The organism is Syntrophorhabdales bacterium (assembly GCA_035541455.1).
GTDB lineage: Bacteria > Desulfobacterota > Syntrophorhabdia > Syntrophorhabdales > WCHB1-27 > JADGQN01.
The window spans coordinates 20,262-45,736 of record DATKNH010000027.1; the positions used below are offsets into that span (position 1 = coordinate 20,262).

Here is a 25,475-nt window from a genome sequence, read left to right on the forward strand (position 1 = left end):
GATTTTGTGTATCTTGAGCCAATTTAGTTCCCTCGAATAGCTACAAATTTCGGCCGCCAAGTACGTGATATTTGAACATCGTTCTCGGCTCAGGATCCACCCGCGAGAATCTGGCTGGCGACGACGGCCGGGTACCCGCAACTGGAAAGCGGTTGGGAGGGTAGAGGGGGACCGGGTACCCGCGTGCGGGTGTCCCATGGATCGATTGACTTTTCCACACAGGTGTGATAAAAATCGGGCCAACGGTGAGTGTAGCTCAGCTGGTTAGAGCACTGGGCTGTGGACCCAGGTGTCGAGGGTTCAAATCCCTTCACTCACCCCACTCCACCAAGGTATCAGTAGCCTGTCGTCAGCGACGGAACAGGAAGCAACGATTCGGGAGAAACACAGCAGATGGACAAAGCGAAACTCAGCGAAAAAATCAAAGCAGTAAGCAAGAAGGGAAAGATTTCCTGTAACCAGGCATTGAAACTGGCAGAAGAGGAAAAGGTTTCCTCACGAGAGCTTGGCAATCTGCTCAATGAGTTGAAGATAAAGGTGATGGGCTGCCAGTTGGGCTGCTTTCCTTAAGATAGGGCTGCGACAAGACAAATAAAGGCTTTTCTTTCTTGAGTCAGTACAGCCAGAACCTGTTGTGTGGTATCCCGCCCGTTGGCTTGCGTTGGGCAAGCTGTCTTTCGTAGATCGTCTTTGAATAGATGTAGAGTTCGCCCTGATAAGTGACTTCATTATAGTCGAGCGTCATAGCGCTCTGGTCGCCCACCCAGTAGTATCGTTCCACGCGCCAATCAGGTTTATGCCAGAATTCAAATCTTTCAAAGCACATGGCTTTCAGCGCTTCCCAATTTCCGAGGCCTTCGACGCCAAACACCAGAGAGGAGTAAATCCCTCTCCAGAACCCATACCGCACGTACGCGAGCTTCACATCACCCATTTGGAGTACGTCACCGTCATTCGCGTAGTAAAGCTCTGCAGGATTCCGCGGATCGTAGCTTGTCAACCTCATACCCTTCAACTCGCCCAGGTACTGTCCCCATCGAAGGCCATTGAACTGGCCAGGGTCATTCGGGAGGAAGTTCCCGCTGGAGCCAATAAGGCTCCACGCCGCGCACCCTGCAGCAGGTAAGAAAAAGACGGATATGGCCAGAACCGCGGCAATGATCGTAACAAGGCCCGTCCTGCGAGGTATCGTCGGCTTCATGCTGTTCCTCCTCCTTCTGCGAGGCGGTTGTTGATGTCCCTGCCATCGTTGGCAAGCGAGCCTCTCATCTGCAGAAACGCGTCAGATCTTTAGCCTTCCCAGAAGAGACTACTCTGCTCACCCTGCAAACTTAGCAATTATCGTTCCACAATTCGGGATCAGGAACCCCCTCCTTGCTTTTCGACATACCTTCCGATTTTCTTAAGCTCAGCGGGTGAACGAGACATATGCGATCATCCTCGTGTAAAGCTCTTCCTGTGAAGAGACCTTGACAAAAAAACAGGGGCCTGCCCAAATGGTCAGACCCCTGCGCTGTTTGTGCCACAGACTTACGCTTTTACTATCTCAAAGGTGATCTGGCCGTCATCATATTTGAGCGGGCGGGTGGTAACGGCCATGCCCACTTTCACGTCTTCCGGCTTTACATCCTTTGCAAGTCGGGCGAAAAGTTTCAGGCCGTCGCCGAAATCAACTACACCCATCGTGTACGGAGGATCTCCCTCGAAGCCGAACGGTGCATAGTAGGCGGTGGTGAAGGTTTCGAGCGTTCCTTTTTTGGGCATCTCGAACCACTCCATGTTCTTGGAAAAACATTTGGCGCAGTCCGCCCTCGGCGGAAAAAATTTCGCACCGCAATCTTTGCACAAAGTCCCTTCGATCTTTCCCTCACCGAGGAAGTCTACAAACTTTCCGGTTTTCGTCATAGCTGTAAAGCTTTTTCTTCCAAATTTTTCGAATCCCATGGTTCACCTCCCGAATATTGTAACGTTTCCGTAAAGTCCAACGCCGCCCACATTGTGGACAAGGCCGATACCAGGGTCACCGGGTACCTGCATCGGACCCGCCTCGCCACGGAGTTGCAGCACAATGGTGCGCATCTGCGATCCGCCCGTTGCGCCGATAGGGTGGCCCTTCGAGAGGAGCCCGCCATCAACATTAACCGGTATCCTTCCGTCCTTATACGTGGCCTTTTCGCGAATGAGTTGCTTCCCCTCGCCCATTGGAGCAAAACCCAGACCCTCATAGGCCATGATTTCGGCAATGGTGAAACAGTCATGGACCTCTGCTACCTTCACCTCTTTTGCAGTAATGCCTGCCATGTTGTACGCCTGGGCAGCTGCGCCGTAGCCCACGCTGAGGCCTTTTGCGAAATCGGGCCGTGCAGCCATGTTCACCGCTTCAGATGCCGCACCGATGCCAATTATCCAGATGGGCTTCTTTGAAAAGGCTTTCGCTTTCTCCTTGTTGGCGAGAATCAAGCACGAGCTTCCATCCGCATTTGCACAGGCGTCCCCTACCCGCAACGGCCAGGCAACGGGTGCTGCCATCTTTGCTTCAGGATTAGAAGGGTTAAAGTCTTCGGCTTTCACGCCCTTGCGGTAGACGGCTCTTTCGTTGATAACGCCATAGCTCGCCGACTTCAGCCTGACATTCATCAGGTCGTCGTGTGTGAGTCCGTTTTTCGCCATGTACGCCTGGGCATAGAGGGCGTAGTAGGCTGGCATCATGGTGCCGAAAGGCGCCTCCCACTGAATGTCGGCGCCGCGTCCCATTCTCTCCTGGGACTCGGCTGACGTGATCTCAGACATTTTCTGAAACCCGAGCACGCACACGACATCGTGAAGACCCGATTTTATCATGCTGTAGCCTACCTTCACACCCGCGCTGCTCGAGGAGCAGACGGTTTCGATGTAGAACGTTGGCTGCGGAATAAGACCGAGGTACTCCGCCAGCACGCCGGCTGGCGATCTCTGCTTGTCGTACTCCGGCGCTGAACAGAACACAGACGCCCCGACATCTTTCTGGGTAATGCCCGCATCCTTCATCGCCTCCCTGAAGGCCTCAAATGCCAACTCCCTGATCGATCCCTCATACCCCCTCACAAAAAAACTCTGGCCTACACCAATCACTGCTACCTCTTTTTCCATAGAATCGCCTCCTTGTTGCTTATGGTTTCTTCTTCTTATTCTTTTGGTACATGGTCACGAATTGATTGTGCTGGCTGATCTGCCTTGAGAAGACGTGGGTTCCATCATTTCTTGACACAAAGTAGAGCGCGTCGGTGGGCGCCGGGTAAAGCACTGCCATCAGGGAGCTCGTGGACGGGTTACATATCGGCCCTTTTGGCAAACCCCTGAGCCTGTATGTATTGTACGCGGTCGGCTTCTCAAGGTCAGCCCTTGTCAGCGCTTTGGGCGTCATCCCGATACCGTACATGACCGTCGGGTCAGAATCGAGACTCATGCCTTCCCGAAGCCGATTGTGGAAGACGGCAGAAATCATAGGTTTTTCAGGCTCAATCTTCGCCTCTTTCTCGATCATGGAAGCTAGAATCACAACGTCGCCGGGGGTCATGCGGAACTCGGCCATCCGCGCTCTCACATCCTCCCTCTCAAAGAAAACAAAGGTTCTTCGCACAATTCTTTCGAGGAAAGCGTCTACATCCGTTTCCTTGCTATAGAAATAGGTGTCCGGCGCAAGATAGCCTTCGAGGCTGTCGCCCGGAATGGTAAGCTTGTTCAAGAATGCAGTATCTGTGGCCAGCCGGAAAAAAGCATCTTTCTTCATGATACCTGCCTTTTCCATGGCCTCTCCAACGCCGTTAAGATTGTAGCCCTCCACAAGCGTGAGCGTGTAAATTTTCCTCTGCCCTGCTGCCATCTTTGCTGCTATCTGAGCGATGGACATCTGCGTGCTCAATTCATATTCACCCGCTATGATCTTGCCTTTATGCATCACGTATGAGCAGGCCAAGAAAAGCCACTCCGAGCGAATCAGGCCCTCTTCTTCCAGGAGATTTGCCACTTCCTTAAGATGCGTACCTCTCTTGATAACAACTGATTTGACGTTCCTTTTCGTATCCCGAGGGATGCTGGCAAAGATCACCGGCTGGCTCACCAGAAGGAGCGCAACCGCTGCGGCAATGATCCTCTTATCCCTTTTTGTGAGCATCGAGAAATCCCTGAAGGATAATTTGCGCCGCCATCATATCTATGTAGGGTTTGCGTTTCTTGTGTTTGTACTCATGCATGTCAAAGATGCGGTGAGCTTCATCTGTTGAGAATCGCTCATCCCACAGATCGACGGGCACGTGCGTCTTCTCTTCTATCTTTCTGGCAAACTCGACGATCGCTTCTGCTTTCTTCCCGATCGAGCCGTCCAGGTTCTTGGGAAGGCCGCACACGATCCGGGATACGTCGTACTCTCTTACCAATTTCTTCACCTCATCGATGTCCTGTGCCAGCGATCCTCGCTGATACAGCTTGAGAGGCTGGGCTATGCTGGCTTGAGAGTCTGAAATGGCAATGCCTATCCGTTTTTCTCCGACGTCAAGGGAGAGCGTGCGCACGGCACAGAATATCATGGCGGCTGTCGCCTGTTCAAGAACAAAAAGACGCAGACGCTCCAAGAAAACCTGGGTGCAGGATCACTGACCAGCCCGAATGAAACTCTATCATTGTCCTGCTTGCTGCATATCGTCGCGACAACCACTCCCTTTCGGACAACGTCTCTTAATCTCTTGTCTCACATACGCGTCCGGCTTCACAAGCGAAGAACCCTTAAATATCGGTCCTTTTTAGGCTATTTTTGTCTTGACATCGTTTTGCGTTGCGGATAAAATAGGACCAAATTGTAATAATTTTCACAAAATCGCAAGGAGACTATGCCCATGAAACTAGAAGGCAAGAACGCGGTGGTTACAGGGGGAGGACGGGGCGTGGGCAGGGCGATTTGCCTGGACTTCGCTAAGCAGGGCGCGAACGTTGTGGTCAATTACGCCTCCAACGACAAGGCAGCCAAGGAAGTTGTGGGTATGATTGAGGGGATGGGGCGGAAAGCGGTCGCAGTCCAGGGCGATGTCGCCAGAAAGGAGGATGCACAGAAAATCATTGAAACTTGCGTACAGAGCTTTGGCTCGGTTCATATCCTCGTGAATAACGCAGGAGTTTCAAAGCCGTCCATGCTCCACAAAATGTCAGTGGAGACATGGGATGAGGTGGTTAACATTCAGATGAGAGGGCCGTGGCTCTGCATCCAGGCAGCATCCAAGTATTTCATGGAACAGAATTACGGCCGGATTATAAACGTGACATCCGTAGCCGGCGTTGTGGGAACCATAGGTCAGATTAACTACGCGGCTGCAAAGGGAGGCGTAATCTCCTTGACCAAGTCTGCTGCAAGAGAACTGGCAAAGTTCAACGTCACCTGCAATGTCATATCGCTTGGAATTGTCACCACTGAAATGACCCACACGATATCTACCGACGAAAAATTGAAAGAGATTTACACGCGACGGATTTTGCTGGGTCGTTATGCTGAGCCGGAAGATGTATCGCCAGCCTTTACCTTCTTTGCCTCTGACGATGCCCGCTACATCACCGGTCAACTCCTGTGCGTTGACGGCGGTTACGGCATGACGTAAGAACCCGAAGAAGGCGAGTAGGAGATCAGAAGTCCCAATCACACATTTTAAGAAGGAGGTGTTTCAATGGCTGATGTACCGACGACAATAAAGACGTGGCAGATGAAGACGCCATGGGGTAAGAACAAGGAGACCGGAGAGGTCATACAGGGGAAGCTCGAACAGACAGAGATACCTGTGCCGCCCCTGAAAGAGGGTGATGTCCTCGTTCAGGTTGCAGGATGCGGCGTTTGCCATACAGACCTCGGCTATTTCTATGACGGTGTTCCGACGGTGAGCAAGCCCCCGCTGACGCTGGGCCATGAGATCGCGGGGACTGTGGTCGCAGGCGATGCAGCCTGGATCGGCAAAGAGGTGATCGTTCCTGCCGTCATGCCCTGCCGCAAATGCGCTCTTTGCAAGACGGGTCGCGGCAACCGTTGCCTTGCGCAGTTGATGCCGGGTAATTCTCTGGGTATTTACGGCGGCTTCTCCAGCCACATTCCGGTTCCCGCAATCGATCTGTGCCTGGTACAGGATAAGAAAGGTTACGCCCTGGAACAGCTGGCCGTAATTGCGGATGCAGTTACCACTCCATATCAGGCGGCGAAACGAGCAGACCTTCAGCCGGGCGACAACGTGATCGTCATCGGCGCCACCGGCGGCGTGGGCGTGTACGTGGCGCAGACCTTGAGAGCGCTGGGCGCAAAGTCTGTGATCGGTATTGCGAGAAATCCTGACAAACTGAAGAGGGCCCTGGAGTACGGCTGCGACGCCGTTATCAGCACCGTCGACAAGACAAACAAAGATGTCGTCGGCGAATGGAGAAACTATTGCAAAGCGAAGGGCGTGCCCAATACCGGTTGGAAGATTTTCGAAGTTACCGGTACTAAAGCCGGACAGGATCTCGCACTTGATCTGCTCTCCTTCGTGGGGAAACTGATCCTCGTTGGCTTCGGCATGGCCAAGAGCGAGTATATGATGTCCAAGCTGATGGCCTTTGATGCTGAGATCATAGGGACGTGGGGCTGTCTGCCTGAATATTACCCGATCGTCCTTGACATGGTTCTGAACAAGAAGATCGTGATCGACCCGTTCGTCGAAGTGAGACCGATGAGCACGATCGCGGCAACATTCGACGAGATACACAAGGCAGGATCACCTGCAAAAAGAGTTGTGTTGAAGCCAGACTTTTAAGGTTGAAACAATAAACTATCAGGAGGAGAACTATGGGACTTGAATGGATGCCAAGAGAGCACGGAAAGAAAAACCATGATCGTTATGGCACAGAGCACTGGGGGACAGAGGCACCCTGTGTCGTGTACGAGAAGAGACCACTAACGGATCCCAAAGGAAACGTGGTAAAGGGGCTTTACGTTTCGTGGATCAGACTCAACAACCCCAACCAGTACAACTCTTACACAACGGAGATGGTGAAAGGCGTCATCGCTGGTTTTGAGAACTCTTCAACAGACCGCGAAGTCGTCGCAACGGTCTTCACAGGCACAGGCCCGAACGCCTTCTGCACGGGCGGCAACACCAAAGAGTATTCCGAGTATTACAGCATGAGGCCTGAAGAGTATGGTTCCTACATGGAACTCTTCAATAACATGGTCGACTCGATCCTCATGTGCAAAAAGCCGGTCATCTGCCGGGTTAACGGTATGAGGGTTGCGGGCGGCCAGGAAATCGGCACTGCATGCGACCTGACAATCACCTCAGATCTTGCGATTTTCGGCCAGGCGGGTCCGCGCCATGGCTCTGCCCCGGTCGGCGGCGCATCCGATTTTCTGCCTTCCTATCTCAGCATCGAGGATGCGATGTGGAGCTGCGTGAGCTGCGAGATGTGGAGTGCGTACAAGATGGCGTGGAAAGGTCTGCTGACAAAAGTTCTGCCGGTTCTGAAAGACGAAAAGGGCGCCTGGGTACGAAACCCGCAGGTGATCACCGACAAGTTCATCGACAACGGCGAGATCGTGTACGGCGAAAACAAGTCCGGTGATGCGTTCAAACAGGCAAGAGCCTGGGTGAACGACAAACTGAAGAATAACGACTATGACTTTGCCCTCCTCGATGCGGAAGTCAATCGCATCGTCTGGATTTTCGCCAACCTCTTCCCCGGCTGTCTCGCAAAATCCATCGACGGTATCAGACAGAAGAAGAAATTCTTCTGGGATACAATGAAGAACGATCACCGTCACTGGCTGGCCGCCAACATGATGGGCGAGGCGTATCTTGGGTTCGGCGCATTCAACTCGAAGAAGATCACCGGCGTCGACACCATCGACTTCATCAAGTACCGTCAGCTGGTTGCCGAGGGAACACTGGTGGATACCAAGTTCATGGAAGACGTACTGGGCAAACCACAGGGCAAGTAGCGCTTTTGCACGAACACGAAAAAGGGGGCCTAGGCCCCCTTTTTCTTTCAGTTCGCCTGATGAAATGAGAATGTAGCTTTGAAAAAGGAAAATGTGGTAAATGAGAGTAACAGATTCCTTCCAGTCGCAGAAAAGCTGTTAGCCTCTGATTACGATTTGCATTCAAAATGCAGAGCAAGGCGGCAGCGAGGAGTGTTTTAGCCGGGCACCCGTGGGCAACATCTTTCCGGCGAACACAAACAACCAAAACCACGGGTGGCAGAGAAGTGCGACGCAGCGACAACGAAGGTATATGCTTCAAGGCAAATCGGTATCCCAAAGGAGGAAAGATAATGGCCTACCAACTCATTAATTACGAAAAGAAAGACAAGGTTGCCCGCATCACGCTCAACGTACCACCGCTCAACTGGATAACGATTCCCATGATTAAAGAGATCATCGACGCAGTTAAAGATGCAGGCAAGGACGAGACGCTCAAGCTGCTCATTTTCGACCACGCAGGCGAGAAAGCTTTTTCCAGTGGCGTCGATGTCGCGGATCATACCGAGGATAAAGTGGATGAAATGATCAAGACGTTCCACCAGATGTTCAGGGTCATGTACGAGATCGACATTCCTATCGTCGGACTCGTGAATGGCGTTTCCTTGGGCGGCGGCTGCGAGCTTACAAGCTTCTGCGACATCGTGCTGGCATCAGACCGCTCAAGACTTGGCCAGCCTGAGATTGCAGTCGGCGTTTTCCCGCCGGTTGCCGCTGCGTGGTTCAGCAAGATAATCGGCCTCAAGAAAACCTACGAGCTCATCCTCACCGGCAAAATGATTGGCGCACAGGAAGCAAAAGAGATCGGGCTCGTCAACGCAGTCTTCCCTGCCGCATCGTTCAGGGAAGATGTTGACAAATTCCTCGCCGAACTGTTGAACAAGAGCAGACCGATTCTCGTCTGGAGCAAACGTGCAATCAGGGCAAGCCTCGGTGCCAACTTCCCGGATAGCCTGCGTACAGCAGAAGTGCTCTACCTCGACGGGTGCATGAAGGCGGAAGACGCGAAGGAAGGTATCGCAGCCTTCATGGGAAAAAGGAAAGCGGTGTGGAAGGACAAGTAAGCCAGGAATGAGACATCGGATACAGCACACGCCTGAGACAGAGATTCAGTCCCGGCTGAAACGATTACAGCCATTGCTGGAGAAGGCCTCGCTTGACGGGGCCTTTTTCCACTACAAGATCGACTACTTCTATCTCTCGGGAACTATGCAGGACGCCTTTCTCTACGTGCGGCCTGCCGAAGAACCGATTCTCTTCGTGCGGAGGGAGCTGGAGCGGGCGCGAAGAGAGTCCCCACTGAAAACGATCGTTCCGATCAAGACCTTCAAGGACATCAAACCATTCATCGGCCGCATGAAGCGGGTCGGTCTGCAGCTCGACGTTATTCCCTACACTATGGTGCTCAAATTTAAAGAAATCCTTGGAGACGTCACGCTCTTCGATTCCTCGCCGCTCACGCAGCAGCTCAGAAAATATAAATCACCTTTTGAAATCAGTGTTCTGGAACATGCAGCGGCCATCAGCAACAAGGTCTACGACGAGATACCAAATTTTCTGAAAGAAGGCTTGCGCGAAATAGAGCTGGGAGGCATGCTGGAGAACTACGCCAAATCCCTTGGCCATGAAGGGCTCCTCAGAGTCCGATCCCTCAATTACGAGGCGTACACGTGGCACATCCTCAGCGGACGGACCGGCAGTATTGTAAGCCAGTCAGACTCGCCCATGGGTGGATTAGGGCTGTCTCCCGCTTTTCCTGTCGGCGCAAGCATGAAGAAGATGAAACGGGGTGAGCCTATTCTCGTGGACTTTGGCATCTCGTACCACGGCTACCATGTAGACCAGACCCGCATGTACGCCATAGGCTGCATGCCTGATCTCTTCGTGAAGGCGTGCGAGGTCTGCCGTGACATCCAGTACAAGGTGCTGGACAAGGCGCTCCAGGGCATGCGCACTGCCGATCTCTTCGCGTACTCGAAACAGCTCGCGGAAGATGCGGGCTTCGGAGAGAATTATCTTGGCTACGGCCATCACAAAGTAAACTTTCTCGCCCACGGCATCGGCCTTGAGCTCGCTGAGTTCCCCTTCATCGCAAGAACTCACGATTACCCGCTGGAGCCCGGTATGACATTGGCCATCGAGCCTAAAATGGTCTTCCCAAAGATAGGCTCGTGCGGCATTGAGAATACAGTGCTTCTTGAACATGGCAGCTTTCGGATACTGACCAACAGAGATGAGCAGATCACCGTTCTATGAAAATACTCTTCTCGAGCGGAACCCTCCACCAACTGCCCCTTACGGAGGTTTTTCGGCTCGCCAGGGACGCAGGCTTTGACGGCTGCGACCTTGTCATAAACAGGTCTCTTGATGGGCCCGGCTTTAAAGAAAGAATAAGCGAGGCACAACGCATTCTGCCGGTCTATTCCATCCACGCACCTTTCATGAAACTGACAACCTGGGGCACGCACGCCGATGCGCTGCGGCAAAGCATAACCACCGCCAGAGAACTCGGCATAGGCCTGGTCAATTTTCATCCACCTTCGTGGTTTCACCGCGAGTTAAGCTTCTACCGCTGGTTCAGAAAAATGGACGATTTCCAGAAAGAGCTTGACTGCGGTAACGTGCTCCTCGCCATAGAAAACATGCCGCTGATCGGAAAGAGACTGAAACTCGCCCCTTACCTGCTCAACGACTACAAGGATCTTATAGAGTTCGGCCTCAAGAAGAACCTCTACTTCACGTTCGACACAACGCACATCGCAACCTTTGACCACGACACCATAGTTGCATTCCTCAGCTTTCAAAAAACCGCGCGGCTCAAGAACATACACCTGAGCGATTCGCAAGCTTCGGAGAGCCACCTCTTTCCGGGAACGGGAGACTTGCCCATCGCACGCCTGCTCAACACCATGAGAAGGGTCGGTTACGACGGATTGGTCACACTGGAGCTGGCGCCCCGCGAACTCCCGGTCACCGAAGGGTTGCTACTTCAGTCTCTGCGATACGCTGTGCGGTTTCTGCGACTGCACCTGGGCAAGGAGGGCTATGAGTAAAATCAAGCAGACCTTCATATGCGAAGCTTGCGGCTACGAAACATACAAATGGATGGGAAAGTGTCCGAGATGCGCCTCCTGGGACACAATCAGAGAAATCAAGCTTGAGAAGGAAGCGTCAAGAAGAGAAGACAGAAGATTTGCAGTTACGCTGCGGGATGAGGAAGTAGAAGAGGAGCGGCTGCTGTTGTCAATGGAAGAGATGGACCGGGTTCTTGGAGGAGGCCTCACCAAGGGTTCCTCCATACTGCTCGGCGGCGATCCGGGCATTGGAAAGACCACCTTGTGCTTTGAGATCGCTGCCCGTGTGGTTGAAATGGGCTTCGATGTACTGTACGTTTCAGGCGAGGAGTCGCTGCGGCAGCTGGCAGGCAGAAAGAAGAGACTCGGCCTTTCGGGACCCTTTTCAACGCTCATCACAAGCAGTCTCGCCGACATCATGGACGCGATCCAGGAAAAGAGTTATGCCCTCGTCATCATTGACTCTATCCAGTCGATTTACAATACAAAGCTCCCCTTCCTGCCGGGAAGCATGAGTCAGATCCGGGATGTCTCATCAAGGCTGATCAGGGAATTAAAGGCAAGAGAGGCGTCTCACATCTTCGTGGGGCATGTCACCAAGGAAGGAGCGATCGCCGGCCCCAAGATACTGGAGCACATGGTTGACACGGTCCTTTATTTCGAAGGCGACAAAATGCTGCCTTACAGGATGCTGCGGGCCATAAAAAACAGGTACGGGCCTGTGGACGAGATAGGGCTCTTTCAGATGACCCGTGAGGGGCTGGTGAGCGCGGAGCCTTCCCTTTTCTTTATGTCGGAACGGGTGGAGGCCAGTTCGGGCACGACCCTTTTCCCCTACATTACGGGCTCAAGACCTCTCGTGATAGAAGTCCAAGCTCTTACCCCGAAGACGGTCTTTCCCATTCCCAAGAAGCTGTCCGTCGGTTACGATGTGAACAGACTATTCATTCTTGTAGCGGTGATGGAAAAGAGTCTCGGCCTCCCGTTTTCTGACAGGGATGTCTATGTCAACGTCACGGGAGGAATCAAAGTAAACGAGCCTGGTATCGACCTCGCGGTGGCAGCGGCGATCCTCTCAAGTTACAAAAACATCGGTTGGAAAGATGCGGCATTTTTCGGAGAAGTAGGCCTGACCGGCGAGGTAAGAAGAGTAGTAAATATGGAGCTTCGCGTACGGGAATGCGAAAGGCTCAAAATCAGGAAGGTGCTTTGCCCCAGGGGCCTGGATAAAGCAGTCGGGGTTGATCTTTTACCCACAAGAAACATTCGGGAGCTTGTGGAGTATCTCGCAGAAGCTGGATAGGTACTTTTACCATTGTTGACAGAAATAGTCGTGCAATGTATTCTATAGGACTATGAAGATATCCACCCAAAGCAGGTATGGCTTACGCGCGCTCTTTGACATAGCGTACCATTCGGCGGGTCTGTCCACTCAGGTAAAAGATATCTCCGCCAGACAAGGGATATCACCCAGGTATATCGAACAGATCTTCCAGAAGCTGAAACGCGCCGGCATTATCAAGAGCATCAGGGGACCCTCAGGAGGCTACTACCTGGCCAAAACCCCGGAGCAAATCAAAATCGGTGAGATCATAAGAGCCACCGAAGGCAACCTCGAACTGGTATTCTGCCTGAGCCACAACAAGACTGCCGCAAGACGCTGCGACCGGGCCGTGCACTGCGTGGCCAGAGACATTTGGAAGGAAGCATCGACTCGACTGATGGAGTATTTTGACTCCATCACCCTGCAGGACCTGTGCAAAGAGGCACAGCAGAAGGGGATTGAGCGGGTAATCGATAAGCATCTGATGTACTATATTTGACAGGATGCGGATGGGCGCCTTTTGCGCCTAACGTCGTTGCCCTTCGGCCTGTCCTGCTTCGACGTACCCCAAGGTACGCCTTCACAAGCCACGCCTCGGTTCGCCTAGTTATGCATCAAAACTCGCCCATTCGCGACACATAAAGCGTCCAGTCCTGGACTGACTCTGGTCGAGATACCGGTGGAACAGATGCCGATTCGATTTCAAGATGGACGACCCAGCCTTCAGCCGGGTACTCCGGACGGCAGCGAGGATTGCTCTAGTCGGGAACCCGTGGCCGACCCTCCTTGCCGCGTGCGTGATCAAGTGAACCACGGGTGGCACGAGGAACGCGACCCAGCGACAACCGAGGTACACGCTTGAAATCGAATCGGCGCAGCTACAGCTGTTTTGCGGCGGGTCGTACCGTGAGCACCGGGCATGGTGATTTTCGCACCACCTTCTCCGCAACACTTCCAATGAGGATATGCTCCAGACCGCCCCTGCCATGGGTGCCCATCACTACGAGATCTATCTTTTCGGTACGCACATAATCTATGATTTCTAACGAAACAACGCCTGTGTGTATTTCTTTCGTCACTGGAATGTCTTTAATCTTCTGTGCCACTTCCTCCATGTCTTTTCCTACCTCGCGCTCAATGTCCCTCTGTATGTTGACGAGGCTTTCTGCAGACAGGAAGGATTCATATGGTGTGAAATAGTCCATATTCGGGATCACGTGGAGCAGATGAATCGCGGAGCCGAATTTTACCGCTATTTGCACGGCGATATTCATGATTTCGTCCGTATAGTCTGAAAAATCAAGCGGCACCAGAATATTCCGGAACATAACACACCCCCCTTTTTAATAGGTTCTTTATATCTCGCTGCCCCTATATAGTCAACACTTTTTGTGCTATACTATCTGACCAAAACGTGCAGGCGCACGTGGGTTTTTCCTTTTATTTTTGATGCCAAAACCTTTTAATCGCCGACCATGGAAAAGCTGAAAGTATTAACGTCCACCCTTGCGGAAATTTACATTCGCCAGGGTTACCTTGACAAAGCTAAAGAAGTCTACGAGAAACTTCTGTCCAGGGATGCGGGGAATACGATCTACAAAGGAAGGGTCTCGCTTCTCGAACACGATACACCGGAGCGCAAACGGCTTCGGGTCCTCACGCAATTACTCAAGAGGCTAGAAGAGCGAAGAGATGAACGAGAAACGAGTTGACCGCGTTCTCCGCGTACTGAAGCAGATGGACGTGGACGCGATTATTCTCAGAGGCATGGACAACATCTTCTACTTGAGCGGGTTCAGGGGCTCTGAAGGTAGCCTTCTCGTGACAAAGGGAGACATAGCGCTGCTTACAGACTTCAGATATCTCACCCATGCGGCAGAGGTGACAAGGGGCATCTCCATCGTTGAAACCAGGGGTAAAGAAAACCACCTGGCTACGCTCTGTGAGCGCTACGGTATCAAGAAGTTAGGCTTTGACAGTTATAACACGACATACCAGGTTTACCAGGTGTGGTGCGAAACAGCGCCCGGCGTTGAGTTTGTTCCCATTGGATTAGAGATTGAAGCAATACGAAAACAGAAAGAGCCTGAAGAAATCATTGCTATCCGCCGGGCTATCCAGCTGGCTACGGACGCCTTCACTCACGTGCTCGGAAAAATAGCACCGGGCGTGACCGAGCGTCAGGTGGCTGCCGAACTGGACTACACCATGATGAGCCTTGGAGCCGATGGCCCCTCTTTTGAGACGATCGTTGCTTCAGGTGCGAGGGCGGCACTGCCCCATGCAAGGCCGACAGATAAGGCTTTGAAGCAGGGGGAGACAGTCATAATCGATTTTGGATGTCAGGCGGGGGGGTACACCAGCGACGAAACCTGCACCATCGCTGTCGGCGAGGTAGACGGGAAAATGCAGGAAATTTTCAGCGTGGTGGACGAGGCAAGAAAAACAGGCATCAAGGCAGTGAAGGCGGGCATGCCTATCGCTGAACTCGATACGGTTGTGAGGGGACTGGTGGAGGAACGTGGCTACGGGGAGTTTTTCCGTCACGGCACCGGGCACGGGGTAGGGATCGCGGTACACGAAGCGCCGGCCATTACCCTCAAGGCTGAAAATATACTGGAAGAGAACATGGTGATCACCATTGAGCCCGGTATTTACATACCGAACTTCGGCGGTATTCGTATGGAAGATATGGTGCTCGTAACGGAGGCAGGCGGCGAGGTGCTTACGCACCTGCGCAAGGATTTACTCCGAATCTGAGGGAGGTAGTGATGATCGTTTCCACCGCAGAGTTTAGAAAGGGCCTTAAGATTCTTGTCGACAACGAACCGTTTGTGATCGTGGAGTTCCAGCACGTGAAGCCTGGAAAAGGCGGCGCCTTTGTTAAAACGCGCATCAAGAGTCTCGTTTCCGGCAATGTGCTTGACAGGACGTTCAGGTCCGGCGACAAGGCCGAGGTGCCCGATGTGGAGCAGAAAGAAATGCAGTACCTGTACAAGGAAGAGGATCGTTACTATTTTATGGACACCGCTACCTATGATCAGACCTTCGTGCCCGAGGCTAACCTGGGCGATGCCATTAACTATCTCAAGGACGGCATGGTGATAGCCCTTTCCTTTTACAAGGGCAAGGCTATAGGCGTTGAACTTCCGAATTTTGTCGACTTGAAGGTGGTCAAGACAGAGCCGGGCATGAAAGGGGACACGGCGCAGAATGCTACGAAACCTGCGCAACTTGAATCGGGCTACACGCTGCAGGTCCCACTCTTTCTCGAAGAGGGCGAGGTAATCAAGATAGATACAAGAACTGGCCAGTACATCACCAGGGTTTCCAGGTAGGGGCGCACATGCTCATTACCTTCGAAGGAATAGAGGGAAGCGGAAAAACGACCCAGGCAGATCTGCTCCACACCTACCTCAAGGGGGAAGGATATAACGTAATCAAGACACGGGAGCCGGGCGGTACCGGCTTGGGGGAGGCCCTGCGCGACGTGTTGCTGCGCAAGGATCTGCGTGTCTTCCCCCTTTCAGAGTTGCTTGTTTTCATGGCAGTCAGAGCCCAGCACATGGAGGAGGTTATTTCCCCGGCTCTGGCTGAAGGCAAGATTGTGTTATGTGACAGGTTCGTTGACGCAACGTATGCCTACCAGGGCTACGGACGCTCCATTGATCTCGGGATCATTGAAACGTTCAACAGGCTTGTTACGAAAGGCGTACGACCCAACCTCACCATCCTCCTGGATTGCGATGTGGATCGCGCTTTTCAACGGAAGGCTGCGGCAAACCAGCAGATGGACCGGTTCGAGAGGGAGAGTCTTTCTTTCCACCGAAAAATACGGGAGGCCTACCTCAAATTGTCAGAGGAAGACAGCAAACGTTTTTTTGTGATCCAGCCGAGCGTTGATATTGGACAGGCACATCGCACAATTCGGGAGAAGGCGGAGAGCCTTCTCAAGAGTCATGGAATTTAAGGGTATAGTCGGGCATGAGCGACCGAAAGGTCTTCTCTCGTCCATATTCGAAAAGAATAGATTTCCGCACGCGCTCCTTTTTTCAGGTCCACTCGGTGTCGGTAAGTATACGATGGCTGTCGAGATTGTTAAGTACCTTTTCTGTGAAAAGGGAACCGGTTGCGGGAGTTGCCGCGCGTGCCAGAATGTGCTGCGGAACACTCACCCTGACCTCCGCATCTTGAGAGCCGAAACAACCATAGGCATAGACGAACTCCGTGGCATACGAAAAGAAGTGTACGAGCCTCCCTACGAAGCTCCTCTGCGCACTGTGATAATTGACGGGGCTGAGCAGATGACGCGCGAAGCCGCTAACGCCGTGCTCAAAACCCTGGAAGAACCACCTCCGTCCAACCTTTTCTTGCTTATAACGTCCTCCGAGAAGGATCTGCCTTTGACGATCCGCTCACGGTGCATGCACATAGGGTTCGGCCCCATTCCAGCAGAGGAGATGAAGGCTCACCTGGTTAAGACACTCAATCTCTCCGAGGCACATGCGGACCTGATGGCCTCCCTGAGCTGGGGAAGCATGAGCTCAGCATTTTTCTGGATGGATGAAGAAAACTTTGCAATCAGGAGACGACTTGCGGAACTGGTGATAGGGAAAAAGAAGGGCTTCATGGCTGCCTCCGGACTCTCGGAAATCATGGTCGGCTATGAGAATGAGGCCCGTTTGTTTCTTTACTTTCTCCTATCGCTCTTCAGGGACCTCTGGGTTATCAACCAGGTACATAATGGCGAGACCTTCACGCATGACAGCATCAATCACCTGGTAAACCGGGATCTGAAAGACTTGGTCGTGGCAGGTAGCTGGGATGAAACCTGGATCGAACGTTCTCTGCAGAAGATTCAGGAAACTCTGGAAGGGTTGCGATACAATATAAACCGTTGGCTTGCGTTCGAATCCCTGGCCCTTTCAATTACAGGATAATCATGGGACTGGTATGAAAAGCTCTTATGTGAGGTTTGACAGGCTGACAGGTGTTCTGGAGTTGGAAGTGACGGATGAAATCAAACTCGGCGATCAGATCGTCTGCGAATTGGATAAAGGCGAGATGCTCGGCGTTGTCGCAACAGAGCCGACTGACACGGCAAAAGAAGGACTGAAAAAGATACTTCGAAGGGCGACGCCTGAAGAACTGGCGGCCTATGCTGCTCTCAGGGAAAAAGGGGCGCAGGCTTTTTCTGTCTGCAGGGCGAAAATAGAAGAAATGAACCTGCCTATGAAGCTGCTGCAGGCAGAGTACGCTTTTGGCGGGTCAAAGTTGCTCTTCTACTTTTTCGCTGAAAACAGAGTTGATTTTAGAGATCTCGTCAAAGACCTTGCAAAGGAATTTAAGATTAGAATAGAGATGAGACAGGTAGGTGTCAGAGACGAGGCAAAAATTATCGGCGGCCTGGGGAACTGCGGCAACGTGGTCTGCTGCAAGAGATTTCTGAACAACTTCTCGATAGTCTCAATAAAGATGATGAAGGAGCAGAGCCTGGCGCTTAATCCGGCTAAGATTTCAGGGGTATGCGGCAGGCTCATGTGCTGCCTCTCTTACGAGCATGATATGTATCTCCAGCTGAAAAAGAATTTTCCGAAAGTGGGAAAACGCGTCAAAACGCCGCAGGGCGAGGGCAAGGTGCTGAAGCATAACGCCCTTACTGCCACGGTAACCGTCCTGCTCGACGAAGGGAAAGAGGCAACAATTCCGGTCAAGGATATCATCCACGGACAGGGACCGACAAGTCAGACCTAGAGGCACACACGTGGCAAAACACTACTACATCACGACGCCGATTTATTACATCAACGACGTGCCGCACATCGGCCATGCGTACACAACCATCGCTGCCGATATCATAGCCAGGTACAAGAGGCTTAACGGGTATGAGGTCTTCTTTTTGACCGGCGTGGATGAACACGGGCAGAAGGCGGAAAAGACAGCGGCCGAAAAGCGGGTGCACCCGAAAGAACTGGCAGACGAGATGGTCCACACATTCACGGACCTCTGGCAACAGCTCAACATTTCTAACACAGGCTTTGTCAGGACCACAGAGGAGCGGCACAGGAAGGTTGTTCAATATTTCTTCCAGAAGATCCAGGAGAAGGGAGATATCTACCTGGGTGAGTACGAGGACTGGTATTGCGTGCCCTGCGAAAGTTACTTCACGGAATTACAGCAGCAGGAAGGCAAATGCCCTGATTGCGGCCGGCTGCTCGAACGGCTCAAAGAAGAGACGTACTTCTTCAGGATGTCAAAATACACAGAGCCTTTGCTCCGTTACCTGGAGGAGCATAAACAGTTTGTTCTGCCTGACGTGCGCTATAACGAGGTGCTCAGCTTCGTGAAGGGAGGGCTGAGGGATCTCTCCATCAGCAGGACCAGTTTCAGCTGGGGTGTCCCCGTGCCCGGCGATCCGAAACACGTCATCTACGTCTGGTTTGATGCTCTCCTCAATTACCTGACTGGCATCGGCTATCTCACCGACGACCAGCTCTTGAACAACTTCTGGCCTTGTGACGCCCACCTGATCGGTAAAGATATACTCAGGTTCCATGCGGTCTATTGGCCATCCTTTCTTATGTCACTCGGTGTGGAGCTTCCCAAGAGGGTGTTTGCGCATGGATGGTGGACGGTGAACGGGCAGAAGATGTCAAAGTCCCTGGGTAACGTCGTCTCGCCGTCAGAAATCATTTCCATCTACGGAGTGGATGAATTCAGATTCTTTCTTTTCAGGGAGGTCCCTTTCGGTCTCGATGGAGATTTTTCGCGAGAAGCCATTGTCCACAGAATCAACGGAGACCTCGCGAATGATTTCGGAAATCTTGTGTCTCGAAGCGTAACAATGATTACGAAGTTCTCCAACGGAGTTCTGGAAAAGGTCGGTGAAGTGGGCGGCACCGACGAACATCTTGTCGGCCAGATCCGGAATGCTGTCGCCGAATATGAAAATGGCATGGAGAGTTTCGGCTTCCACAAGGCGCTGACATCCGCTTTCGATGTTGTTTCGCTCCTCAACAAATACGTGGACACAGAGGCACCGTGGAAACTCGCGAAGGAGAACAGGGCGAGGCTGTCAACCGTGCTCTACAACATCTGGAACGGGGTCAGAATAGCAACTCTTCTTCTCCATCCGTTCATGCCTGAGAAAACAGCCGCAATCTGGAAGGCCATAGGATTCGGGACGCCTATACAAGCCGCTTCCATGGGCCGGGAACGGGATTTCTACTACGATGGCGGAGACCTGTCGACTATTGAGAAGATTCCGCCGCTCTTTCCCAGAATAGAAAAGTGATGTTCCATTCCAAATGGGGTAGCACGTGGCTTTTACCTCGCTGAGACAGGTACTCGAATCGGTTCTCAAAGAGCGCAAGCTCGCTTCCGATATCAACGCGTACAAGATATTCCCCATGTGGGCCGAGATCGCAGGACCGACTATGGCCAACCATTGCCGGCCATCGCGGCTGCGCGACGACATACTCTACATAGAGGTAGATGATCCGGTCTGGCTTGCTCAGCTGCGCTATATGAAACAGGACATTCTGCGGAAGATAGACAGGCGCATCAAGCCCGGAGTATTCAGGGATCTAAAGTTCTTTCTTAAGTGATTCCAGCACGACCCGGTAAGGCACACCCTGCTCATCAGCGATCTTCTTCACATCTTCAAACTCTATGTGTTTCTTGATAAGCGCGCCTTTCTGGTCATAACCTTCTTTGACCTTTACCGGGCCGAACGATGTGTCACAGACTCTTTCTTTTCTCTGCAATACGCGGCGTAACTCTTTGCGCAGGCGCAGGCCGAAGGTCGTGGTCTCCTTGAGTACGCTCTCGATCACCGCATCTTTGCTCGCTGCGTTCGCTATCACTGCGAGTCTGAGGCCTACCCTGCCCTTCTTCATGTGCACCGGATAATAGAGCACATCAAGCGCTCCGGCAATCTTTATTCTTTCAGCCACTGCCCCCATGTACTCCATTTCGGCATCATCCACATCCGTTTCGATCACCCACACCTCTTCGTGGAGCTCAGACCTCTCCGCCTCCCCGATAAAGATCCTGACCACGTTCGGGGTGTCTGTCTGGTACGTACCGAAACCGACGCCGCTCGCTCGCAGCGAGAAAGGCGGGCGTGCTGCAGGATTCTTCACGTAGTGCTTGACTATCGCAGCCCCTGTGGGAGTCGTCAGCTCCAGCTCGTTGTCAAAAAAGACAAGCGGCATGCCTGAGAGAATCTCCACCGTAACCGGAGGCGGATTGGGCAAAAGACCGTGCGAGGTCCGTACAAAGCCTCTCCCCTGAGGAATCGGCCCGCAGTGAACCTCATCAACGCTGAAGTGGGACATGGCCTTAGCCGTGCAGAGAATATCGATCAGCGTATCCACGTGGGCCAGCTCATGGAAGTGCACCTTCTCCGGCTCTACCCCATGTACTTTTGCCTCTGCATTGACAAGTATAGCCAGAATAGCGCGAGCATCCTCCCGGACGCGATCTTCAACCTTCAATCCCAGTATCATCTCCTCCATCTGCCGGATGGAGAGATGTACATCACTCTTACCCATCTTCAGATAGGTCCCCTCGATCACGCCGTGCTTCTTTTTTTCGGGAGTGAGGGATGGCAGTGTAACAGGGAGCTGCTCGAGAACCTCGGTGAGTGCGTCAAACGGGCATCCCGCATCGAGAAATGCGCTGATGGTCATATCTCCGCTTATACCGAAAACAGGATCAATGTAGAGAAGCGTCATAGTCGGTTGATCAGGGTCGCAAAGTAAGCCGCGCCAAAGCCGTTATCGATATTGAAGGTGGCCACGGTCGAACACGAGTTGAGCATCGTGAGAAGCGCGGAAAGCCCGCCGAAGCTGGCCCCGTAACCGATGCTTGTGGGAATCGCTATTACGGGTGCGCCTACAATCCCTGCCACGATCGATGGCAGTGCTCCTTCCATACCGGCGGCAACGATGACCACGCGCGCCTTACGGAGAAGCGGCATACTCTGAAAAAGGCGGTGAATTCCTGCAACACCCACGTCATAGAGCTTCTCAGCCTCATTCCCGAAAAAGGTGCATGTGGCATAGGCCTCTTCTGCGACCGGAATATCGCTCGTACCTGCCGATATGATCAAAATCATGCCCTTGCCCTTGACCGCACGACCTTTCTTGATCACAAAACATTTGCCGGCTTCGTTGTACATGCCCTCCGGAAAGAGCTTCTTCAGTTTCGATCCCACGTCTTTCGCTATCCTGGTCACCAGGATATCCGACCCTTTCTTTCTCATGGAACGTATAGTTTCTGCCATGTGCTGAAGGCTTTTTCCCTCCCCGAAGAGCACCTCTTCCATACCTTTGCGCAGCGTGCGGTGATGATCGATCTTCGTGTGGACCAGATCCTGGAACGGCAGTTCCTTGAGTTGTTCCACTGCGACATCCAGTGCGACCGTACCCTTTCTGACCCCGTTCAGCAGCTTTCTCAATTTACCTTCTGTCATCTTCCACCATGAAAGCACTCTTCACGATTTTTACCTGCTCGCCGTCAAGACCCACGGCGTCAAACCGGACGTGTCTGTCAAAGCACTTGTGTTTCTTCATATACCAGAGCGCCGATTTCACCATGTGCTGCTGCTTCACTCTCGTAACCGCCGAGAGTGCGTCCCCGAACTGATCCGTGTTCCTTTTCTTCACTTCTACGAAGACAAGGTATCCGCCTTCCTCCGCTATTATGTCTATCTCTCCGAACCTGGTCGTGTGGTTCCTTTCCAGGATCTTGTAGCCTCGCTTTTTCAGTGCCTTGATTGCGGTTTCCTCACCTATGGCACCCACTTCTCTCTTATTCATCGTGTGCGTCCGGGTTGACCGTCGTTATCCCCGACTCTGTTTCAAATGCAATGTTGCACGAGTGCGTCTCTATCAGAAAAGTCTATCTTCGTCCTGCTCCTGATAGACCAGTTCTTTCACACCCCAAAACGTTTTTCGGTGGATCGGGCAAAAACCGTGAGTACGAATCGCCTCCCTGTGCTCTTCCGTCGCGTAACCTTTATGCTTCTTGAAGAGGTACTGCGGATAGAGGTTGTCATATTCTTCCATCATGTCATCTCTCGCCACTTTCGCGACGATGGACGCGCAGGCAATAAAAAAACACTTCCTGTCGCCTTTAATGAGAGTCCTGCATTTGCTGTAAGGGGGAATACCGAAAAGTCCATCTATAAGAAGCAGATCAACGGGCGTTCCGGCTGCTTTGACCGCCCGCTTCATTGAGAGCAATGTAGCATTGTGAATATTGAGCTTCTCGATCTCCCGCGGCGTTGCTACTCCAACGCCAACCCGGTAAGCATTCGACCGGATCCACGCAGAAAAGCTCTTGCGCTGCTGTTCGGTCAGCAGCTTTGAATCATTGACCGGCGCTCTCTGCGCGGGCAGACCTTGCCAGGCAACGCAGGACGACACCACCGGGCCGGCCAGCGGCCCACGTCCGGCTTCGTCCAGACCAGCCACAATCCCGGTGAGCCGGCAGTTCATCAAGCCCTTTTTTCTTTAAGCTTTGCTGCCTTTCCTTTGAGTTTTCTCAGGTAGTAGAGTTTGGCCCTTCTTACTTTCGCCTTGCTGAGGAGTTCAATGGTCTCGATGAGGGGAGAATGCACAGGAAAGGTTTTCTCAACACCAACACCGTAAGACACTTTCCTCACAGTAAAGGTGGCGCGTGTGTTGCCGCCGCGCTGCCCTATAACAACGCCTTCAAACACCTGTATTCTTTCTTTGTCCCCTTCATGGATCTTCGTATGCACTCTGACTGTATCACCCACGTCGACCCTGGGCAGGTCGAGTCTCATGTGCTCCTTCTCGAGCAGGTCTATCATCTCATTCATGGCGTCCTCCCATCATTAGGCCCCACCCTCTCGCGAGCCGTACTCGCTTGCGAGGGTTACTGCCCCAACAGTCTATCAAGAATAATACCTATAGCCACCCTGAGCGACAGGTGGTTATACTCGCCGTTACCTTTCACGGGCAGAAGCATTCTCGCGCATCGCCCGGTTACTGCAGGAGGTAAACCCCAACCGGTACCGAAAACCAAAAGCAGAGGCCTGTCGTCTCTCCTGATCCAGGTTTTCAGTTCGTCGTACGTGACCGTATTCGAACTCTGCTTCGACGACGTACCAACAACAACGGGGCTTCCATTCGCCCCGATTTCCTGCATCAATTGCTCTATATCCCCGACCACCCGGATTTTTGTCAGGGCACGAGCCCTGTCAGGGTTGTAGCGGGCACCGTAGCCTGATGTCCAATGCGCAATCAGGCGCTCAGCTATCGAGGCCTGCTTTTGCAAAGGAGTAACAATATAGCATAACTCCGCACCGAATGTCATACAACTTCTTGCGACATCGTGCAGTTCAAGGTTTGTCAGGCTTGTCGCAACAGTATTTCCGTGCTTGTCCAGAACAGGGTAGTGGATGATGGCGAGATAGACAGAACCCATGGTATGAAACAAATTCCAATTTCCAAACAATCTTGGAGACCCTAACCCGCTGGTGCTATTCTCTTTTTTGAGAATTGGAGCTTTGGCGATTGTTTAGGATTTAGGATTTCGAATTTAGAATTTTATTCGGCCAGCTCCTCCATAATTTCCCGTATCAGCCGCCTGTCCTCATCGCTCGGCTCAAAGGTTTCGAGAAGATCAGGGCGGCTCAGTATAGTCCGCCGGATAGACTCCTTCCGTCGCCAGCGGCGTATCTCCTCATGATTGCCAGACAGCAGTACGGCCGGCACCTCCATCCCCATGAAGGCCTGAGGTCTTGTGTACTGAGGGTATTCGAGGAGAGGCTCCCCGAAACTCTCATCAACAGCAGATGTCTCGTTCCCCATCACACCGGGGACAAGCCTCGCCACAGCGTCAATCACGACAAGGGCTGCTGCCTCACCTCCGGACAGCACGTAATCTCCTATCGACAACTCGTCATCAACCAGAGAGTGAACCCTTTCATCGATCCCTTCGTAGCGTCCGCATACGAGCCCTATGTGGGGCCGGAGGGCAAGATTGGCTGCAGTCTTCTGCGTGAACGTCCTGCCGTGAGGCGTCAGAAGAAGATAGCGAGGTTTTCCGAAGTGCCTGTTCACATGCTCCATGGCCCGATATATAGGCTCCGCTTTCATGACCATGCCGGCGCCTCCGCCATATGGTGCGTCGTCACAGGTCCTGTGGATGTCATCCGCAAAATCTCTTATGTTGACGATGTTAAAACTGAGAAGCCCCTTATCCCGGGCCTTTCTAAGAAGACTCTCGTTGAGAGGCGACTCGAATATAGAAGGGAATAGAGTGAGCAGAGTGAAAATCATTCAACAAGGGCACCTTCGGCTATTCTGACAGAAGCCTTATCGATATCGATGCCAAGGATGAACTCCTCGTGCATCGGGACGAGTATCTCTTTTTTGCCTTCGATCACCATGATGTCATTTGCCTTCGTGTGGACAATCTCCGTCACCCTGCCGACAGGCTCATTCTGTTCGTTAAACACCTTGAGACCTACAAGCTGATAATCGTAATACTCGCCCTCATCCAATCGCGGCAGGTCTTCTTCTCTCACGAAGAGTTCCTTGCCAATAAGAAAGGAGGCTGACTCAGGCGTCTCAACCTCCGCAAATTGTATCACGAAATAGCCGGATCGCGGCTGCACTCTAGATGGTGTTAGCTCAATCTTCTTTCCGTCACGATCTGCAAAGAGCGCTGAATACCCGCACAAATTTGATTCAGACTCATTGTAGTACCGGAATCGTACCCCCCCTCGTACGCCATGGGCGGAAAGTACCCGCCCCACCGAAATGAAACGCATTACTCTATTATCTCGAGCACCGCTCTCTTTCTCACCTTGGTCGACGCCGCGCTGAGGATGGTTCTCATCGCTCTCGCGGTCCTTCCCTGTTTCCCGATGACCTTGCCCAAATCTTCCTTCGAGACGTTGAGCTCGATCACTGACGTCTTCTCCCCTTCTATCTCGGAAACCCTAACCTGATCAGGATTATCCACCAAAGCCTTCGCTATGTACTCGATCAGCTCCTTCAACACGGCCCCACCTCCA

32 protein-coding genes and 1 tRNA gene are annotated in these 25,475 nt (G+C 52.6%); 18 read left to right on the forward strand and 15 right to left on the reverse strand.

Features of this window, described 5'->3' with window-relative positions; all coding sequences use genetic code 11:
* Positions 1–245: 245 nt before the first annotated feature.
* Positions 246–322, forward strand: a tRNA-His gene (locus VMT71_03220).
* A gap of 71 nt (positions 323–393) precedes the next feature.
* Entirely contained in the window at positions 394–570 is a 177-nt protein-coding gene (locus VMT71_03225) for a hypothetical protein (protein ID HVN22956.1), read from the forward strand.
* A gap of 43 nt (positions 571–613) precedes the next feature.
* Here VMT71_03225 and VMT71_03230 read toward each other — a convergent pair whose 3' ends face one another.
* The 5 genes from VMT71_03230 to ruvX all read right to left on the reverse strand — a co-directional run bounded on the left by VMT71_03230 (position 614) and on the right by ruvX (position 4,610).
* Complete coding sequence (locus VMT71_03230; protein HVN22957.1) at positions 614–1,201, reverse strand: hypothetical protein; 588 nt, start codon at positions 1,199–1,201, stop codon at positions 614–616.
* 329 nt (positions 1,202–1,530) lie between these two features.
* The gene (locus VMT71_03235) at positions 1,531–1,944 is read right to left on the reverse strand and encodes a Zn-ribbon domain-containing OB-fold protein (protein HVN22958.1); all 414 of its coding nucleotides are present in this window, start codon (positions 1,942–1,944) and stop codon (positions 1,531–1,533) included.
* Between the two features lie 3 nt (positions 1,945–1,947).
* Complete coding sequence (locus VMT71_03240; protein HVN22959.1) at positions 1,948–3,129, reverse strand: hypothetical protein; 1,182 nt, start codon at positions 3,127–3,129, stop codon at positions 1,948–1,950.
* A gap of 19 nt (positions 3,130–3,148) precedes the next feature.
* Positions 3,149–4,153, reverse strand: a complete 1,005-nt coding sequence (gene mltG, locus VMT71_03245) for an endolytic transglycosylase MltG (protein HVN22960.1) — start codon at positions 4,151–4,153, stop codon at positions 3,149–3,151.
* The gene (ruvX, locus tag VMT71_03250; protein HVN22961.1) at positions 4,134–4,610 is read right to left on the reverse strand and encodes a Holliday junction resolvase RuvX; all 477 of its coding nucleotides are present in this window, start codon (positions 4,608–4,610) and stop codon (positions 4,134–4,136) included. Before ruvX ends, mltG begins: the two co-directional genes overlap by 20 nt.
* A gap of 261 nt (positions 4,611–4,871) precedes the next feature.
* On the opposite strand from ruvX, the gene VMT71_03255 reads away from it, so the two are divergent.
* From VMT71_03255 to VMT71_03290, 8 genes are all read left to right on the forward strand, one after another.
* On the forward strand, positions 4,872–5,624 hold the full coding sequence (locus VMT71_03255) for a 3-oxoacyl-ACP reductase family protein (GenBank protein ID HVN22962.1): 753 nt from the start codon (positions 4,872–4,874) through the stop codon (positions 5,622–5,624).
* Positions 5,625–5,690: 66 nt separating this feature from the next.
* Positions 5,691–6,800: a 6-hydroxycyclohex-1-ene-1-carbonyl-CoA dehydrogenase gene (gene had, locus VMT71_03260; protein ID HVN22963.1), complete on the forward strand. Its 1,110-nt coding sequence runs from the start codon at positions 5,691–5,693 to the stop codon at positions 6,798–6,800.
* A 32-nt stretch (positions 6,801–6,832) separates the two neighbouring features.
* Positions 6,833–7,981, forward strand: coding sequence for a 6-oxocyclohex-1-ene-1-carbonyl-CoA hydratase (gene oah / locus VMT71_03265; protein HVN22964.1), 1,149 nt, complete (start codon positions 6,833–6,835; stop codon positions 7,979–7,981).
* A gap of 332 nt (positions 7,982–8,313) precedes the next feature.
* Entirely contained in the window at positions 8,314–9,084 is a 771-nt protein-coding gene (locus tag VMT71_03270; protein ID HVN22965.1) for an enoyl-CoA hydratase/isomerase family protein, read from the forward strand.
* 7 nt (positions 9,085–9,091) lie between these two features.
* Entirely contained in the window at positions 9,092–10,276 is a 1,185-nt protein-coding gene (locus VMT71_03275) for a Xaa-Pro peptidase family protein (protein ID HVN22966.1), read from the forward strand.
* Entirely contained in the window at positions 10,273–11,073 is an 801-nt protein-coding gene (locus tag VMT71_03280; GenBank protein HVN22967.1) for a sugar phosphate isomerase/epimerase family protein, read from the forward strand. The genes VMT71_03275 and VMT71_03280 overlap by 4 nt, the downstream gene beginning before the upstream one ends.
* Positions 11,066–12,397: a DNA repair protein RadA gene (gene radA / locus VMT71_03285; protein HVN22968.1), complete on the forward strand. Its 1,332-nt coding sequence runs from the start codon at positions 11,066–11,068 to the stop codon at positions 12,395–12,397. The genes VMT71_03280 and radA overlap by 8 nt, the downstream gene beginning before the upstream one ends.
* A gap of 52 nt (positions 12,398–12,449) precedes the next feature.
* On the forward strand, positions 12,450–12,917 hold the full coding sequence (locus VMT71_03290) for an Rrf2 family transcriptional regulator (protein ID HVN22969.1): 468 nt from the start codon (positions 12,450–12,452) through the stop codon (positions 12,915–12,917).
* A 379-nt stretch (positions 12,918–13,296) separates the two neighbouring features.
* Here VMT71_03290 and VMT71_03295 read toward each other — a convergent pair whose 3' ends face one another.
* On the reverse strand, positions 13,297–13,746 hold the full coding sequence (locus VMT71_03295; protein HVN22970.1) for a universal stress protein: 450 nt from the start codon (positions 13,744–13,746) through the stop codon (positions 13,297–13,299).
* 147 nt (positions 13,747–13,893) lie between these two features.
* Between VMT71_03295 and VMT71_03300 the strand changes: the two genes are divergently transcribed.
* From VMT71_03300 to VMT71_03335, 8 genes are read left to right on the forward strand one after another with little or no spacing between them, the layout of a single operon-like run.
* Positions 13,894–14,130, forward strand: coding sequence for a tetratricopeptide repeat protein (locus VMT71_03300; GenBank protein ID HVN22971.1), 237 nt, complete (start codon positions 13,894–13,896; stop codon positions 14,128–14,130).
* The gene (locus VMT71_03305) at positions 14,111–15,178 is read left to right on the forward strand and encodes a Xaa-Pro peptidase family protein (GenBank protein HVN22972.1); all 1,068 of its coding nucleotides are present in this window, start codon (positions 14,111–14,113) and stop codon (positions 15,176–15,178) included. Before VMT71_03300 ends, VMT71_03305 begins: the two co-directional genes overlap by 20 nt.
* Before the next feature lie 11 nt (positions 15,179–15,189).
* The gene (efp, locus tag VMT71_03310; GenBank protein HVN22973.1) at positions 15,190–15,756 is read left to right on the forward strand and encodes an elongation factor P; all 567 of its coding nucleotides are present in this window, start codon (positions 15,190–15,192) and stop codon (positions 15,754–15,756) included.
* An 8-nt stretch (positions 15,757–15,764) separates the two neighbouring features.
* Positions 15,765–16,388 (forward strand): dTMP kinase, encoded by a 624-nt coding sequence (tmk, locus tag VMT71_03315; protein ID HVN22974.1) that lies wholly within the window; start codon positions 15,765–15,767, stop codon positions 16,386–16,388.
* Positions 16,378–17,358 (forward strand): DNA polymerase III subunit delta', encoded by a 981-nt coding sequence (gene holB / locus VMT71_03320; protein HVN22975.1) that lies wholly within the window; start codon positions 16,378–16,380, stop codon positions 17,356–17,358. The genes tmk and holB overlap by 11 nt, the downstream gene beginning before the upstream one ends.
* A 13-nt stretch (positions 17,359–17,371) precedes the next feature.
* Positions 17,372–18,172 (forward strand): regulatory iron-sulfur-containing complex subunit RicT, encoded by an 801-nt coding sequence (gene ricT, locus VMT71_03325; GenBank protein HVN22976.1) that lies wholly within the window; start codon positions 17,372–17,374, stop codon positions 18,170–18,172.
* 10 nt (positions 18,173–18,182) lie between these two features.
* A complete protein-coding gene (gene metG / locus VMT71_03330; GenBank protein HVN22977.1) occupies positions 18,183–19,712 on the forward strand; it encodes a methionine--tRNA ligase in 1,530 nt (509 codons plus the stop codon).
* A 25-nt stretch (positions 19,713–19,737) separates the two neighbouring features.
* Positions 19,738–20,025, forward strand: coding sequence for a DUF721 domain-containing protein (locus VMT71_03335; GenBank protein ID HVN22978.1), 288 nt, complete (start codon positions 19,738–19,740; stop codon positions 20,023–20,025).
* Here the strand turns inward: VMT71_03335 and larC are convergent.
* From larC to VMT71_03380, 9 genes are all read right to left on the reverse strand, one after another.
* A complete protein-coding gene (gene larC, locus VMT71_03340; protein HVN22979.1) occupies positions 20,005–21,156 on the reverse strand; it encodes a nickel pincer cofactor biosynthesis protein LarC in 1,152 nt (383 codons plus the stop codon). The two genes, VMT71_03335 and larC, sit on opposite strands and share 21 nt — an antisense overlap.
* Positions 21,153–21,881: a nickel pincer cofactor biosynthesis protein LarB gene (gene larB / locus VMT71_03345; protein ID HVN22980.1), complete on the reverse strand. Its 729-nt coding sequence runs from the start codon at positions 21,879–21,881 to the stop codon at positions 21,153–21,155. The genes larC and larB overlap by 4 nt, the downstream gene beginning before the upstream one ends.
* Before the next feature lies 1 nt (position 21,882).
* Positions 21,883–22,242, reverse strand: a complete 360-nt coding sequence (locus tag VMT71_03350) for a YraN family protein (GenBank protein HVN22981.1) — start codon at positions 22,240–22,242, stop codon at positions 21,883–21,885.
* A 72-nt stretch (positions 22,243–22,314) separates the two neighbouring features.
* A complete protein-coding gene (locus VMT71_03355; GenBank protein HVN22982.1) occupies positions 22,315–22,923 on the reverse strand; it encodes a ribonuclease HII in 609 nt (202 codons plus the stop codon).
* Positions 22,923–23,270: a 50S ribosomal protein L19 gene (gene rplS / locus VMT71_03360; protein HVN22983.1), complete on the reverse strand. Its 348-nt coding sequence runs from the start codon at positions 23,268–23,270 to the stop codon at positions 22,923–22,925. Before rplS ends, VMT71_03355 begins: the two co-directional genes overlap by 1 nt.
* Positions 23,271–23,326: 56 nt before the next feature.
* Positions 23,327–23,878 (reverse strand): RNA methyltransferase, encoded by a 552-nt coding sequence (locus VMT71_03365; GenBank protein ID HVN22984.1) that lies wholly within the window; start codon positions 23,876–23,878, stop codon positions 23,327–23,329.
* Between the two features lie 122 nt (positions 23,879–24,000).
* Positions 24,001–24,735, reverse strand: a complete 735-nt coding sequence (trmD, locus tag VMT71_03370; protein HVN22985.1) for a tRNA (guanosine(37)-N1)-methyltransferase TrmD — start codon at positions 24,733–24,735, stop codon at positions 24,001–24,003.
* Positions 24,732–25,229, reverse strand: coding sequence for a ribosome maturation factor RimM (gene rimM, locus VMT71_03375; GenBank protein HVN22986.1), 498 nt, complete (start codon positions 25,227–25,229; stop codon positions 24,732–24,734). The genes trmD and rimM overlap by 4 nt, the downstream gene beginning before the upstream one ends.
* Positions 25,229–25,459: a KH domain-containing protein gene (locus VMT71_03380; protein ID HVN22987.1), complete on the reverse strand. Its 231-nt coding sequence runs from the start codon at positions 25,457–25,459 to the stop codon at positions 25,229–25,231. The genes rimM and VMT71_03380 overlap by 1 nt, the downstream gene beginning before the upstream one ends.
* Between the last annotated feature and the right edge of the window lie 16 nt (positions 25,460–25,475).

What these genes read in the sequence shown, in the direction of transcription:
- VMT71_03225 (HVN22956.1), top strand. Translation starts at nt 394, where the DNA reads ATGGACAAAGCGAAACTCAGCGAAAAAATCAAAGCAGTAAGCAAGAAG.
- VMT71_03230 (HVN22957.1), bottom strand. Translation starts at nt 1,201, where the DNA reads ATGAAGCCGACGATACCTCGCAGGACGGGCCTTGTTACGATCATTGCC.
- VMT71_03235 (HVN22958.1), bottom strand. Translation starts at nt 1,944, where the DNA reads ATGGGATTCGAAAAATTTGGAAGAAAAAGCTTTACAGCTATGACGAAA.
- VMT71_03240 (HVN22959.1), bottom strand. Translation starts at nt 3,129, where the DNA reads ATGGAAAAAGAGGTAGCAGTGATTGGTGTAGGCCAGAGTTTTTTTGTG.
- mltG (HVN22960.1), bottom strand. Translation starts at nt 4,153, where the DNA reads ATGCTCACAAAAAGGGATAAGAGGATCATTGCCGCAGCGGTTGCGCTC.
- VMT71_03255 (HVN22962.1), top strand. Translation starts at nt 4,872, where the DNA reads ATGAAACTAGAAGGCAAGAACGCGGTGGTTACAGGGGGAGGACGGGGC.
- had (HVN22963.1), top strand. Translation starts at nt 5,691, where the DNA reads ATGGCTGATGTACCGACGACAATAAAGACGTGGCAGATGAAGACGCCA.
- oah (HVN22964.1), top strand. Translation starts at nt 6,833, where the DNA reads ATGGGACTTGAATGGATGCCAAGAGAGCACGGAAAGAAAAACCATGAT.
- VMT71_03270 (HVN22965.1), top strand. Translation starts at nt 8,314, where the DNA reads ATGGCCTACCAACTCATTAATTACGAAAAGAAAGACAAGGTTGCCCGC.
- VMT71_03275 (HVN22966.1), top strand. Translation starts at nt 9,092, where the DNA reads ATGAGACATCGGATACAGCACACGCCTGAGACAGAGATTCAGTCCCGG.
- VMT71_03280 (HVN22967.1), top strand. Translation starts at nt 10,273, where the DNA reads ATGAAAATACTCTTCTCGAGCGGAACCCTCCACCAACTGCCCCTTACG.
- radA (HVN22968.1), top strand. Translation starts at nt 11,066, where the DNA reads ATGAGTAAAATCAAGCAGACCTTCATATGCGAAGCTTGCGGCTACGAA.
- VMT71_03290 (HVN22969.1), top strand. Translation starts at nt 12,450, where the DNA reads ATGAAGATATCCACCCAAAGCAGGTATGGCTTACGCGCGCTCTTTGAC.
- VMT71_03295 (HVN22970.1), bottom strand. Translation starts at nt 13,746, where the DNA reads ATGTTCCGGAATATTCTGGTGCCGCTTGATTTTTCAGACTATACGGAC.
- VMT71_03300 (HVN22971.1), top strand. Translation starts at nt 13,894, where the DNA reads ATGGAAAAGCTGAAAGTATTAACGTCCACCCTTGCGGAAATTTACATT.
- VMT71_03305 (HVN22972.1), top strand. Translation starts at nt 14,111, where the DNA reads ATGAACGAGAAACGAGTTGACCGCGTTCTCCGCGTACTGAAGCAGATG.
- efp (HVN22973.1), top strand. Translation starts at nt 15,190, where the DNA reads ATGATCGTTTCCACCGCAGAGTTTAGAAAGGGCCTTAAGATTCTTGTC.
- tmk (HVN22974.1), top strand. Translation starts at nt 15,765, where the DNA reads ATGCTCATTACCTTCGAAGGAATAGAGGGAAGCGGAAAAACGACCCAG.
- holB (HVN22975.1), top strand. Translation starts at nt 16,378, where the DNA reads ATGGAATTTAAGGGTATAGTCGGGCATGAGCGACCGAAAGGTCTTCTC.
- ricT (HVN22976.1), top strand. Translation starts at nt 17,372, where the DNA reads ATGAAAAGCTCTTATGTGAGGTTTGACAGGCTGACAGGTGTTCTGGAG.
- larC (HVN22979.1), bottom strand. Translation starts at nt 21,156, where the DNA reads ATGACGCTTCTCTACATTGATCCTGTTTTCGGTATAAGCGGAGATATG.
- VMT71_03350 (HVN22981.1), bottom strand. Translation starts at nt 22,242, where the DNA reads ATGAATAAGAGAGAAGTGGGTGCCATAGGTGAGGAAACCGCAATCAAG.
- VMT71_03355 (HVN22982.1), bottom strand. Translation starts at nt 22,923, where the DNA reads ATGAACTGCCGGCTCACCGGGATTGTGGCTGGTCTGGACGAAGCCGGA.
- rplS (HVN22983.1), bottom strand. Translation starts at nt 23,270, where the DNA reads ATGAATGAGATGATAGACCTGCTCGAGAAGGAGCACATGAGACTCGAC.
- VMT71_03365 (HVN22984.1), bottom strand. Translation starts at nt 23,878, where the DNA reads ATGGGTTCTGTCTATCTCGCCATCATCCACTACCCTGTTCTGGACAAG.
- trmD (HVN22985.1), bottom strand. Translation starts at nt 24,735, where the DNA reads ATGATTTTCACTCTGCTCACTCTATTCCCTTCTATATTCGAGTCGCCT.
- rimM (HVN22986.1), bottom strand. Translation starts at nt 25,229, where the DNA reads ATGCGTTTCATTTCGGTGGGGCGGGTACTTTCCGCCCATGGCGTACGA.